Annotated in this window: 11 protein-coding genes and 3 tRNA genes; 1 reads left to right on the plus strand and 13 read right to left on the minus strand. The window is 54.8% G+C overall.

The features are described 5' to 3' along the window. Nucleotides 1-47: 47 nt before the first annotated feature. The 9 genes from hflC to nnr all read right to left on the minus strand — a co-directional run bounded on the left by hflC (nt 48) and on the right by nnr (nt 10439). Complete coding sequence (gene hflC, locus B9Y90_RS13090) at nt 48-1052, minus strand: protease modulator HflC (RefSeq protein WP_039289706.1); 1005 nt, start codon at nt 1050-1052, stop codon at nt 48-50. 2 nt (nt 1053-1054) lie between these two features. Continuing rightward, nucleotides 1055-2314 (minus strand): FtsH protease activity modulator HflK, encoded by a 1260-nt coding sequence (hflK, locus tag B9Y90_RS13095; RefSeq protein ID WP_039299799.1) that lies wholly within the window; start codon nt 2312-2314, stop codon nt 1055-1057. 209 nt (nt 2315-2523) lie between these two features. After that, a complete protein-coding gene (gene hflX / locus B9Y90_RS13105; RefSeq protein ID WP_008453606.1) occupies nt 2524-3804 on the minus strand; it encodes a ribosome rescue GTPase HflX in 1281 nt (426 codons plus the stop codon). A 75-nt stretch (nt 3805-3879) separates the two neighbouring features. Beyond that, nucleotides 3880-4191, minus strand: a complete 312-nt coding sequence (gene hfq, locus B9Y90_RS13110; protein ID WP_008453608.1) for an RNA chaperone Hfq — start codon at nt 4189-4191, stop codon at nt 3880-3882. A gap of 101 nt (nt 4192-4292) precedes the next feature. Continuing rightward, a complete protein-coding gene (miaA, locus tag B9Y90_RS13115; protein WP_039289701.1) occupies nt 4293-5237 on the minus strand; it encodes a tRNA (adenosine(37)-N6)-dimethylallyltransferase MiaA in 945 nt (314 codons plus the stop codon). After that, nucleotides 5230-7107, minus strand: a complete 1878-nt coding sequence (gene mutL, locus B9Y90_RS13120; RefSeq protein WP_085541470.1) for a DNA mismatch repair endonuclease MutL — start codon at nt 7105-7107, stop codon at nt 5230-5232. The genes miaA and mutL overlap by 8 nt, the downstream gene beginning before the upstream one ends. A gap of 9 nt (nt 7108-7116) precedes the next feature. Further along, nucleotides 7117-8448 carry an N-acetylmuramoyl-L-alanine amidase AmiB gene (amiB, locus tag B9Y90_RS13125; protein ID WP_085541471.1) on the minus strand — a complete coding sequence of 444 codons (1332 nt, stop codon included), beginning with the start codon at nt 8446-8448 and terminating at the stop codon, nt 7117-7119. A gap of 13 nt (nt 8449-8461) precedes the next feature. Further along, complete coding sequence (gene tsaE, locus B9Y90_RS13130; protein WP_008453617.1) at nt 8462-8923, minus strand: tRNA (adenosine(37)-N6)-threonylcarbamoyltransferase complex ATPase subunit type 1 TsaE; 462 nt, start codon at nt 8921-8923, stop codon at nt 8462-8464. 4 nt (nt 8924-8927) lie between these two features. After that, a complete protein-coding gene (nnr, locus tag B9Y90_RS13135; RefSeq protein WP_085541472.1) occupies nt 8928-10439 on the minus strand; it encodes a bifunctional ADP-dependent NAD(P)H-hydrate dehydratase/NAD(P)H-hydrate epimerase in 1512 nt (503 codons plus the stop codon). On the opposite strand from nnr, the gene queG reads away from it, so the two are divergent. Then, nucleotides 10438-11577 carry a tRNA epoxyqueuosine(34) reductase QueG gene (gene queG / locus B9Y90_RS13140; RefSeq protein ID WP_085541473.1) on the plus strand — a complete coding sequence of 380 codons (1140 nt, stop codon included), beginning with the start codon at nt 10438-10440 and terminating at the stop codon, nt 11575-11577. The two genes, nnr and queG, sit on opposite strands and share 2 nt — an antisense overlap. Before the next feature lie 272 nt (nt 11578-11849). Here queG and B9Y90_RS13145 read toward each other — a convergent pair. The 4 genes from B9Y90_RS13145 to orn all read right to left on the minus strand — a co-directional run bounded on the left by B9Y90_RS13145 (nt 11850) and on the right by orn (nt 12881). Continuing rightward, nucleotides 11850-11925: transfer RNA gene (locus tag B9Y90_RS13145), tRNA-Gly, on the minus strand. Nucleotides 11926-11961: 36 nt separating this feature from the next. Then, nucleotides 11962-12037: transfer RNA gene (locus B9Y90_RS13150), tRNA-Gly, on the minus strand. 37 nt (nt 12038-12074) lie between these two features. Further along, nucleotides 12075-12150 (minus strand) — tRNA-Gly (locus tag B9Y90_RS13155). Nucleotides 12151-12335: 185 nt separating this feature from the next. Next, a complete protein-coding gene (gene orn / locus B9Y90_RS13160; RefSeq protein WP_085541474.1) occupies nt 12336-12881 on the minus strand; it encodes an oligoribonuclease in 546 nt (181 codons plus the stop codon). Between the last annotated feature and the right edge of the window lie 25 nt (nt 12882-12906).

The following is a 12906-nucleotide window of genomic DNA, read 5'->3' on the forward strand; positions in this document are numbered from 1 at the left end:
GCATAAAAAAAGAGCCGGTAAACCGGCTCTTTCAAATTACTCAGCAATTAGCGTGCGCTATTTGCTGGCGTTTTCATGTAGCGGAAGAAGTCGCTGTCCGGGCTCAGCACCATAATGTCCTGATTAGACTGGAAGCTGGCTTCATAAGCGCGCAGGCTACGGATAAAGGCGTAGAAGTCTGGATCCTGGCTAAACGCATCAGCAAACAGCTTCGCGGCTTCAGCATCACCTTCACCACGAGAGATACGCCCTTCACGCTCGGCTTCTGCCAGCGTACGGGTAACTTCGTAGTCTGCAGTTGCACGCAGCTTCTCAGCTTCTTCCTGGCCCTGTGAACGGTGACGACGGGCAACCGCTTCACGCTCTGCGCGCATACGGTTGTAAATCGCCTCGGACACCTCAGCAGGCAGGTTGATCTGCTTGATACGCACATCCACAACTTCAATACCCAGCGCCGCCATACTGTTCGGGTTAACCACCGGCACTTTGCCGTTGGTTTCCTGGGTTACGCGCGCTGCGGCAGACGCAATCGCATCATCCGCTGCCGGCGTAGCAACTTCATCATCCGTGCCCGCAGAACCGGAGTTCAGGGCGTCACGAACGTCAAGCGTCAGGCGACCACGGGAATCGGTCACGATGTCTTTCACATCCAGACGACCAATTTCAGAACGCAGACGGTCACTGAACTTACGTTTCAGCAACACTTCTGCCTGAGAAACATCACCACCGCCAGTAGCAAGGTAGTAACGGCTGAAGTCGCTGATACGCCACTTGATGTAGGAGTCAACGATCAGGTCCTTCTTCTCTTTGGTGACAAAGCGATCGGCCTGGTTGTCCATCGTCTGGATACGAGCATCCAGGGTTTTCACGGTCTCGATGAACGGGATCTTGAAGTGCAGACCCGGCTCATACACGACCGGTTTGTTTTCGTCATCACGCAGAACTTTGCCGAAGCGTAATGTAATGCCGCGCTCGCCCTCATGCACCACGAACAGCGAGGTGTAGATCACGACCAGCACGATGATAATTACTGCAACAAAAGACTTACGCATCGTTATTCACTCCCTACGCGCTGGGTATCGTTGCGCAGTGCATTAGCACGACGCTGATCCATGATATCGCCACTCGAGGAGGACGAAGAGGTGCTGGCACTGCTGCTTGAGCTGGACGCTGGCGGCAGACGCAGCAGATTGTTCGCTGCACTGTTATCGCTCTTCGCGGCCGGCTGCTGAGCGCCGCCCTTCAACATCTGATCCAACGGCAGCACCATCAGGTTGCCACCTTTATCGTTAACCAGCACTTTACGGGTGTGGCTAAGGACTTTTTCCATGGTCTCGATATACAGACGCTCGCGGGTGATTTGCGGTGCGGCTTTATATTCTGGCAGCATCTTCGCGAAGCGAGCCACTTCACCCTGCGCTTCCAGAACGGTCTGTGCTTTATAAGCACGCGCTTCTTCCAGAATACGTTGAGCCTGGCCGTTTGCACGCGGCTGTACTTCGTTGCTGTAAGCTTCCGCTTCACGGATGTACTGCTGTTCGTTTTCACGAGCGGCAATCGCATCATCAAAGGCGGCCTTAACTTCTTCCGGCGGACGTGCCGTCTGGAAGTTTACGTCCAGCAGCGTGATACCCATGTTGTAAGGCTTGATGGTTTCTTCAAGCTCACGCTGGGTATCGCTACGAATCACGGTACGACCTTCGGTCAAGATCTTATCCATAGTGTATTTGCCGATAACGCCGCGCAGCGCGCTGTCGGTGGCCTGACGCAGGCTGTCATCCGCACTGGTCACGCTGAACAGATAGCGCTGTGGATCGGTCACGCGGTACTGCACGTTCATCTCAACGCGCACGACGTTTTCGTCAGAAGTCAGCATCACACCGGACGCTGCAAGTTCACGTACCGACTCAACGTTCACTGCCTGAACGCTGTCGATAAACGTCGGTTTCCAGTTCAGACCCGGTTCAACCAGATGACTGAATTTACCAAAGCGGGTCACAACACCGCGTTCGGCTTCTTTAATGGTATAGAACCCGGTTGCAGCCCAGATAATGACCGCTGCAGCAGCCACAATACCGATCACGCGACCGCCGATTGGATTGCCCGGCCCCTGCGATGCATTCCCACCGCCGTTGCCGCCGCTTTTCCCGCCGCCAAGGCCGCCGAGCTTTTTGCTCAGTTTGCGGAAGATATCATCCAGATCAGGTGGCCCCTGATCGCGCCCTCCTTTGTTACCCCCAGAGTCGCCGCCAGGCTTGCTGCTTCCCCACGGGTCGCGGTCCTGTCCGTTATTACCGGGCTGATTCCACGCCATGTTTATGCTCCATATTTGTTGTGCGGTGATATCCCCCGAGGGGGAAATAGTCTTCAGGACATTTATACCCGTCATACTTCAAGCCGCAGGTGCGTTGGCTGCGCCCGCTCACCCCAGTCACATAGTTAGCTATGCTCCTTGGGACTCTCGCTCTTGTCGCCTGCCTGCAACTCGAATTATTTAGGGTATATGAACCAGTCTGATGACATCTAAACGATGTAATCCGCGAGTGCCGGTTCTTGTTTACAAAGGCGACGCCAGTCCACGATAGGCATACGGACTTCTAACCCCACGCAGCCGTCTTCCTCTGTCCACTCTTTTTCTATTGCCTGAAGCTGATAAAAACGGCTCCGCAAACGCCCTGCCTGAGGGGGTAAACGCAGCGTATGCTGCGCAATTTCACCAGACAAACGCTCCGTCAGAGCCTGGAAAAGCAGTGGGACACCGGCACCGGTCTGTGCGGAAAGCCAGACCCGGATCGGCACATTCTCGTCGTTCCTGTCGATACGCGGCTCAAACTCATCCAACGCATCGATTTTATTCATGACCAACAGCGTAGGAATTTCATTCGCCTCAATCTCTTCCAGTACGGTATCGACTGCTGCAATGTTTTCCTGCATCCGGAAGTCGGCCGCGTCAATCACGTGTAACAACAGCGTGGCCTGACGTGTCTCCTGCAAAGTGGCTTTAAACGCCGCTACCAAATCATGCGGCAGGTGGCGAATAAAACCGACAGTATCTGCCAGCACGGTTTCGCCCACATCGGCGACGTCAATACGCCGCAGTGTAGGATCGAGTGTGGCAAATAGCTGATCCGCGGCATAAACATCGGCCGCGGTAATTCTATTAAATAACGTAGATTTGCCGGCGTTGGTGTAGCCCACCAATGAAATCGTTGGCACATCTGCTTTATTACGTGAACGCCGCCCCTGCTCGCGCTGTTTTTCCACGCGTTCTAAACGCGAGAGGATCAGCATAATACGATTGCGCAGCAGACGACGGTCCGTCTCGAGCTGGGTTTCCCCCGGACCGCGTAAACCGATCCCGCCTTTCTGGCGCTCAAGGTGGGTCCAGCCGCGTACCAGGCGCGTAGCCAAATGGCGAAGCTGGGCCAGCTCAACCTGCAATTTACCCTCATGGGTACGTGCACGTTGGGCAAAAATATCTAAAATTAACCCGGTGCGATCGATAACACGGCACTGGCACAGGGCTTCCAGGTTACGTTCCTGGGCGGGGGATAACGCATGATCAAACAGCACAACCGACGCCCCAGTGGCCTTAACGGCCTCGGCAATCTCAACGGCTTTGCCTTCACCTACGAAATACTTTGGGTGCGGGGACTTGCGGCTACCGGTTACCACCTGCAGTGCTTCGACACCGGCTGAAGAGACCAGGGATTCAAACTCCGCCAGGTCTTCCATGTCTTTGTCTTGCGAAAAATAGATGTGAACCAGTACCGCCTGCTCACCGGCATCATAACGGTCAAACAAGCGTATAACCTCTCAAAAAGACCAGCGGGGAACGCAGCTGAACTGGTCCCCCGACCGGGAAAACAGCAAGCAACCTTATTCGGTTTCTTCGCTGTCTTGTTGCGGCGCAGAACCAGCCTGCGCGCTGCCGCCGTGATGGTAGCCGCCAGAACCGCCGGTGCCGGTGTTATTGCTATGATGAGAAACCGGACGAGACGGAACAACGGTAGAAATCGCGTGCTTATAGACCATCTGGCTGACCGTGTTTTTCAACAGGATCACGAACTGATCGAAAGACTCAATTTGCCCTTGCAGCTTAATACCATTCACCAAATAAATAGAAACTGGAACACGTTCACGACGCAGTGCGTTCAAGAACGGATCTTGTAAAGATTGCCCCTTAGCCATTCTATCTTTTCCTTATATGTTTGTTGTTTGTCACTCAAGAGCGATTAGCTCTGAAAAACTGCGTAAAAATTTGCGCACGCTGACGATTCAATTGTACACATTCACCCATGCTTCGCACTAACAACCTGTAGCACTTCGCTGTATGCCTGCTCTGGTTTTTCACTGTCTAACCAGTGAACACCTTCCCAGCCACGCAGCCAGGTCATCTGGCGCTTAGCCAATTGACGCGTCGCGCAAATACCTCGATAAACCATTTCATCGTATGACGTTTCACCGGCCAAATAAGACCACATCTGGCGGTAGCCCACACAACGGATGGAAGGCATCTCCGTATGCAAATCTCCGCGAGCAAAAAGCGCCCGCACTTCTGCTTCAAAACCTGAAGCTAACATCTGATGAAAACGCTGCTCAATTCGCTGATGGAGCAGTTCACGGCTCGCCGGGGCGATGGCGAACTGATGCACCTGATACGGCAGAGCTTCTCCTGACGTTTGCGTCAGTTCCGTTAAAGTTTTACCCGAAATGAAAAAAACTTCCAGTGCCCGGGAAAGCCTTTGCGGATCATTTGGATGAATCCGGGCAGCGGCAACGGGATCGATTTCTTCCAGTTGACGATGCAACGCATTCCACCCTTGCTCTGCCGCCTGTTGCTCTATCTTTGCCCTGACTTCCGGGTTCGCCGACGGCAGTGGCGAAAGCCCTTCCAGCAGCGCTTTAAAATAGAGCATAGTCCCGCCGACCAGCAGCGGAATACGCCCGGCGGCGGTAATTTCAGCCATCTCGGCCAGCGCATCGCGGCGAAAATCTGCCGCAGAGTACGCCTGAGCCGGGTCAAGCAGGTCCAGTAACCGGTGAGGCGCCTGGGCGAGCTCTTGTTCCGTTGGCTTAGCGGTACCGACATCCATTCCACGATAGATGAGGGCCGAATCCACGCTTATCAACTCTACCGGCAAAGTTTTACGCAAATTAATAGCAAGTGCCGTCTTGCCTGAGGCCGTTGGCCCCATTAAAAAAATCGCCTGTGGCCTTTTTTTATCTTCAGTCATCTTTCAGGGCGTTCATCGCCGATTGTAAATCAACAGGTTGCAGCAAACCGCCGGGGGGTGATTTCACCAACTGCGGGCAAAGACGTTCTACGTCTGCCAGCAGGGTGATCGCCTGAGCCTGACTCCACTGTTCGTGATCGCTTGCCAAATGACGAGCAATCCACAAAGCCAGCTGGCCCGCCGAAACGTCCGCCTGTTGCGCCAGGTATCCTGGCAGTTCGTGAATCAAGATTTGTAAATTTTGTTTGCGTAAAGGTAAAGGTACCGTGCGAATTGTTATCTGCCGGGCATCAGTATCAAACTCAATGCCCATTTCTTTCAAAAGCGCCTGATATTTAACCAATACGTCATGTTCTTCGCGACTGACTTTCAGCCGCAGCGGAATCAGCAGCGGCTGAGCACGCAGACCTTCACTCCCCGGTGCCAGTTGAGCCTGTTTTAGCCACCGTTCAGCAACCACCAGCGAAAGCAGCGAAAGTTTGCCCTGTCGCTCCAGCAAAGCTTTATCCGGCGGTAAAACCGTTAACACCCGGCCAAAACTTTGCGAATGTCCCTCTAACGCAGCCGGCTCTTCAGCACGAACGGTAGGTTTGGGCTCGACGTCGGGCGTTTCAAGCAACTGATGATAAAGGGCACCCTGCTGCTTTTGATAGCCAGGTGCTGCATGTGGCCAAAGCGGTGTGCCTCCGGCCCCGGCTGGACGGCCACCGCTGCCCGATGTAGGCGAACTCTGCCTTGTCGCAGCCTCACGGGGCTCACGCGCGACGGCTGGCGTGGCAAACTGATTGCGCCCTGCGGCAACACGGTTTTCCGGCTGCCAGCGTTCAACGGGCGTTTCCGCCGTTTCTTCCAGCGCCAGGGCGTTCTCACCCTGCTGCTGAAATACGCTGATCACACCCTGATAGATAAAGTCATGCACCAGCCGTGACTGATGGAAACGCACCTCATGCTTCGCCGGGTGAACGTTAACGTCCACCTGGTGCGGATCGATCTCCAGATACAGCACAAAGGCCGGCTGCTGATCCACACCCAATTTGTCTTCACAGGCCTGGCGAATCGCATGGTTAATTAAGCGGTCGCGCATCATGCGCCCGTTAACATAACAATATTGGATCTCCGCCAGGGCCGAAGTGGTTGCAGAGGGCTCAGCAACCCAGCCACGTAGCGTCAAATCACCGTGCTGCCACTCAATGGCCAGCGCCTGTTCGAGAAATGGCGTACCGCAAATGGCCCCCAGGCGACGCTCGCGTGGCGCACCTTCCTGAACGGCGCGGTACTGGCGGATCATTTTGCCGTTGTGATTGAGCGTGATAGAAACGTCAAACCGCGCGAGCGCGATGCGGCGCACCACTTCATCAATATGATTAAATTCGGTTTTTTCGGTGCGCATAAACTTACGGCGCGCGGGCGTGTTGTAAAACAGATCGAGCACTTCAAGCGTCGTCCCGACAGGGTGCGCGGCTGGTTTGACCGTCACAGCCTGGTCACGCCCTTCAGCATAGGCCTGCCAGGCTTCGTTTTGTTCTGCCGTACGTGAAGTCAGGGTCAGGCGGGAAACGGAGCTGATACTTGCCAGCGCTTCGCCGCGAAACCCGAGGCTGATAATGGCCTCCAGGTCATCAAGCGAGGCAATTTTACTGGTGGCATGGCGAGCCAGCGCCAGTGCCAGCTCCTGCTGCTTGATGCCGCAGCCGTTGTCCCGAATACGAATGAGCTTCGCGCCACCACGCTCAATGTCGATATCAATGCGTGTGGCACCGGCATCAAGGCTGTTTTCAACCAGCTCCTTTACTACCGACGCAGGGCGCTCTACAACCTCGCCAGCGGCGATCTGGTTCGCAAGCTGCGGCGGCAGAACCTGAATCGGCATGTTATCTCCTTAGTTGGTCACCGCGACCTGCTGCGGTGAACCCAGTTGGCTACGGGCAGTTTGCTCATTCGATGGAGCAGACTGCAGCGGGTGCTCGCGGAAATAGTTACGCAGCCCCTCATAAATGGCCTGAGCTATTTGCTGCTGGTAAGTATCGCTGCCAAGCAAGCGCTCTTCGGAACTGTTGCTGATGAAGCCCGTTTCAACCAACAGTGAAGGAATATCCGGTGAACGCAGCACGCCCAGGCTCGCGTGTTCCGGGCGGCGCTTATGCAAAGAGCCTACACGCTGTAGTTGAGCCAACACTTTGGTCGCCACATCATACCCGACACGCTGAGAATGACCGAACTGCAAATCCAGCACAGCCTGGCTCAGGTAGGGATCGGCCTGGCTGTTTGCCAGCACATCTCCCGCTCCGCCCAGCAACTCAGATTGCTTCTCATGCTGCTCCAGCCAGCCCGCCATTTCACTGTTCGCACGGCGGTTAGAAAGCACCCAGACGGATGCGCCAGTGGCATCGCGATTCGGCGCTGCATCCGCATGAATAGACACCAGCAGATTTGCATTCTGCTTACGCGCTACGTCTGAACGCCCCATGACCGAGATAAAGTAATCCCCATCGCGAGTCAGCACGCCACGGAACATCGGGTCATCGTTCAACAAGGCTTTCAGCTTCCGCGCGATAGAAATAGTGACGTTCTTTTCCTGCGTACCACCAGGGCCAATCGCACCGGGATCCTGACCGCCGTGACCGGCGTCAATGGCAACCACAACGGTATCCGACGGGCCGCTGTTTTTGGCACGAGCCGCCGGGCGAGTCACGGTATTAGAACCTATCACGCCGGTGACCTGCTGAGGCTTAAAGGGATTACGAGCCGGATCAGGAGCCTGAACGGGGGCAACTGGTTCAACGCGCTTAGCCACAACTGGCGGCGGAGGTGGAGGCGGTGGAGCATCAGCATTGATCGTAAAGATAACGGTATAGCTGGCCCCGTTTTGCTGTTTCACGGCGCGGGTTTTGCCTGGCTGGGTTAAATCGACGACCAGGCGCAAAGACTGCTCGTCTTTTGGCTGCCCGGCGCTGATGCTTTTCACCAGATTACTGCCGCTAAACTGCAAGGGAAGCCCGCGAATCACGCCGGTTTGTTTGATATCCAGCGCAACGCTTCGCTTATTATCCTGTGAAAAAGTGTATTCCGGGTCGCCCATAAAACTAAAAGTGATACGAGCCTGATTCTCACCGTTAGAAACCTGAATATCCGACAGTGCTGCCGCTCCCGCTTGTACAGAGCACAGCAGCAGGAATCCGGCCATCAACCAACCTTTCACGCGATAGATCATCCCGTCATCCTTGCTATTTGGCTAACCGCGCCAGTAACGCTTCACCAGATGAGGAAACGGCGGCAATGCGCGCTTCGCGACCTTGCGCCTCGTAGCTCAGGTGAATTTCGACATCCGGGTCCGGGAGCACACCTGTCCCCTGCTGCGGCCATTCCACCAGGCAAATTGCATCGTTGGTGAAGTAGTCACGGATCCCCATAAACTCAAGCTCTTCCGGGTCAGCCAGGCGATACAAGTCAAAGTGATAAACCATCAGGTTATCAAGTTGATACGGCTCAACTAATGTATACGTTGGGCTTTTAACGTTGCCCTTGTGCCCCAGCGCCTGTAAAAAGCCGCGGCTAAAGGTGGTTTTACCCGCGCCGAGGTCGCCATAAAGGTAAATCACCGTCGCGCCCTCACAGGCCTGTGCGAGGCGCTCGCCCAGCGCTAACGTTGCCGCTTCTTCAGGTAATGCAATAACTCGATTCATCATGGCTTCAGGTATTCAAATCCGGGTTAACAAACAGGTAAAGCGTTGAAAGCAGATCGCTTGCCAGCATACCGCGCATGCCTCGCTGACGGGCTAATACATCAGCCGCCGCGCCGTGAGCTACGCAACCTGCACAGGCAGCATCATAAGGGGTAAGCTTCTGTGCCAGCAATGCGGCAATGATCCCCGACAGCACATCCCCCATTCCACCGCTTCCCATCCCGGCGTTGCCAACGTCGATAGTGCCCAGCCGATCGTGGCTGGCAACCAGCGTGCCGGCACCTTTTAAGACCACGGTTCCGCCATAACGTTTAACCAACCGCCTTACTGCAAGTAAGCGGTCACTCTCAATTTGTGACACAGCGCAATTAAGCAGCCTTGCCGCTTCGCCGGGATGAGGCGTAATCACGCGATTCTGACGTTTATCCGGGTTGATTGCCAGAAGGTTAAGCGCGTCCGCGTCCCAAAGCATCGGTTTACGGCTGTTTTCGACTTTCTGCAGCGCTTTTTTACCCCACTCCTGCTGCCCGAGCCCTGGCCCAATGGCCACCACATCGGCCCACTCCAGAGCATTATCAAGCGATTGCGACGTCAGCTCCTGAACCATTAGCTCGGGGCAAGCGGTAAGCAGTGGCGCAACGTTTTCAGCACGAGTAAGTACCCGAACAAGACCAGCCCCCGCTCTCAATGCAGCCTCACCGGCCAGACGAATGGCTCCGGCAGTACCGCTGTCGCCACCAATCAGTACCAGCCGCCCGTTATCCCCTTTATGCGACGTCGGCCGCCTCGGTTTAATCCACCCGGCAAGCTGCTGAACATCAAACCGGGAAATGGGTGCGGCCTGCCCTTCGAGCCAGGGTTCAAGCCCCAGAGCGGCAAAGTGCAGCCTGCCAACCACATCCCGCGCCTTCCCTGTGAGTAAACCAGGCTTGAGTGCGATAAACGTCACCGTATCCGCCGCCTGAACCACCGTGCCGGGCACAGCGCCCGTTTCTGCCATCAGGCCAGAAGGGATATCCAACGCGATAACCGGCGCAGGGTAAACGTTCATCTGCTCAATCAACCGGGCAATGCCTTCGCGCGGCGCGCTGTTTAAACCAATGCCCAGCAAGGCATCGATAATTAAATCAACATCAGCAGGCCAGAATTTATCGGGATCGTGCGGAACGCCGCCTGCATTAAGCCACGCTTCACGCGCCTGACCGGCTTCTTCGGGTAAAAGCTTTTCACTTTCTACAGCCAGCACCGTTGTCTGGAAACCCGCCGCCTGCGCCAGCCGGGCAACGACATACCCGTCCCCGCCGTTATTCCCATGCCCGCAGACAATCAGCCAATGTCGAGCGTCAGGATAACGCGTGCAGGCAATCTGAAATGCCGCCTCACCGGCGCGCAGCATCAGCTCATAAAGCGTGATGCCCAGGCTATCGGCTGCGTCTTTTTCAGCGTTACGCAGCCAGTCTGCTGGCCAGACCGAATGTGGTATACTTTTGCCGTACTTTTCCAGGTTATGGTCCGTCATGTCACAGCCCCTCGATTACAATCAGTTAGCGCAAAACATTAAACAATGGGGCAAAGATCTTGGCTTCCAGCAGGTCGGTATAACCGATACCGATCTCACCGCCAGCGAGCCGCAGCTACAGGAATGGCTCGACAAGCAATATCACGGTGAAATGGACTGGATGGCCCGGCACGGCATGATGCGCGCGCGCCCACACGAGCTGGTGCCCGGTACGCTCAGGGTCATTAGCGTTCGCATGAACTACCTTCCCACCAACGCCGCCTTTGCCTCAACGCTGAAAAACCCACAGTTGGGCTATGTCAGCCGCTACGCGCTGGGCCGTGACTACCATAAAGTCTTGCGTAACCGCTTAAAAAAGCTGGGAGAAATGATTCAGTCCCACTGCTCCACGCTGAATTTTAGACCTTTTGTTGACTCCGCGCCGCTTCTTGAGCGCCCGCTGGCCGAAAAAGCCGGACTGGGCTGGACAGGTAAGCACTCACTAATCCTTAATCGCGAGGCAGGTTCGTTCTTCTTTCTTGGCGAACTGCTGGTCGATATTCCGCTGCCAATTGACTCCCCTGTTGAGGAGGGCTGCGGCCGCTGCGTAGCCTGCATGACCATTTGCCCGACCAATGCCATCGTCGAGCCCTACACGGTGGACGCCAGACGCTGTATATCCTATCTGACCATAGAACTTGAAGGCGCAATCCCGGAAGAATTCAGGCCGCTTATCGGCAATCGTATTTACGGCTGCGATGACTGCCAGCTTATCTGCCCGTGGAACCGCTACTCGCAGCTTAGCGAAGAAGATGACTTCAGCCCACGTAAGGCGCTCCATTCGCCGCCTTTGACCGAGCTGTTTGCCTGGAGTGAACAGCATTTCCTGCGCGTGACCGAAGGCTCAGCGATCCGCCGTATCGGCCACCTTCGCTGGCTGCGTAATATCGCCGTTGCGCTGGGCAACGCGCCCTGGAATGAAGCGAATCTGGCCGCGCTTGAACAGAGACAAGGTGAGCACCCACTTCTGGATGAACACATTGAATGGGCGATTGCGCAACAATTAGCCAGACGAAGCGAGCAGGCCGTTGAGGTTCAGTTACCGAAGAAACAGCGCCTGGTGAGGGTGATTGAGAAAGGGCTTCCGCGCGACGCATGATATGTCCACAGCGTGTGCATAACATTCAAAAACACGTTGTCATTCAAGTGTCAAAATTTCTGCAAGCATTACATTAATATTTCGACACTAAATTAAATTATTAATTATCAATAAGTTAAAATATTGATGTAATAAATATTACATTTGTAGAAGGCGCAAGGAAGGACAGAAGGCTGTGGATAAGTCTGTTCATAGTTGTATTGCAAGACAGCAAAAAACCACCGGCAACGCCTGTTAAGCGCTGTGGATAATTTGTTCTTGAAAGGAAAATTTGGAGCGGGAAACGAGACTCGAACTCGCGACCCCGACCTTGGCAAGGTCGTGCTCTACCAACTGAGCTATTCCCGCTTGGGTGGTGCGTGGCTGTAAAAGCCAATCAAATTTTGGAGCGGGAAACGAGACTCGAACTCGCGACCCCGACCTTGGCAAGGTCGTGCTCTACCAACTGAGCTATTCCCGCTTGGGTGGTGCGTGGCTGTAAAAGCCAAATCAAATTTTGGAGCGGGAAACGAGACTCGAACTCGCGACCCCGACCTTGGCAAGGTCGTGCTCTACCAACTGAGCTATTCCCGCTCTGTGTAACGCTGCAAATTCTGCATCGGTACGGGAGGCGCATTATACGAGAATTCGTTTTTGTCGCAAGCCCTCAAACGTTTTTTTTCACGATTTTCGTCTGACTGCTGGTTAAATCGCCATGATGATTATTTTATCGTCGAACTTGGTTATTTTCCCCTCACCTTCCGGTAAGGGGACTGTTTTTAAAGCTTAATAAAATTCTCGCGATAGTAAGCCAGCTCCGCTACGGACTCGCGAATATCGTCCATTGCCTGGTGAGTCCCCTGCTTTTTGAAGCCAGGCAGAATTTCCGGCTTCCAGCGGCGCGCCAGCTCTTTCAACGTGCTCACGTCGAGGTAACGATAATGGAAGTAGGCTTCCAGCTCGGGCATATACTTAAACAAGAAGCGGCGATCCTGCCCGATGCTGTTCCCGCAAATCGGAGATGTATTCGCCGGCACCCACTGCTTCAGGAACTCCAGCGTCGCCAGCTCAGCCGCGCGATCGTCATGCGTACTTGCCTTCACGCGCTCAACCAGCCCGCTTGCAGTATGGGTACGAACGTTCCAGTCATCCATTAGCCCCAGCTGTTCACCGGACTGATGTACCGCGATGGTTGGCCCTTCTGCCAGAATGTTCAGGTTGGCATCGGTCACCAGGGTAGCAATCTCAATAATGCGATCCCGCTCGGGATCCAGACCGGTCATTTCTAAATCAATCCAAATCAGATTGTTTTCGTTTCCACTCATGCTATTTTCCACCCTTCTTGTGCGT

The organism is Cedecea sp. NFIX57 (assembly GCF_900177785.1).
GTDB lineage: Bacteria > Pseudomonadota > Gammaproteobacteria > Enterobacterales > Enterobacteriaceae > Cedecea > Cedecea neteri_C.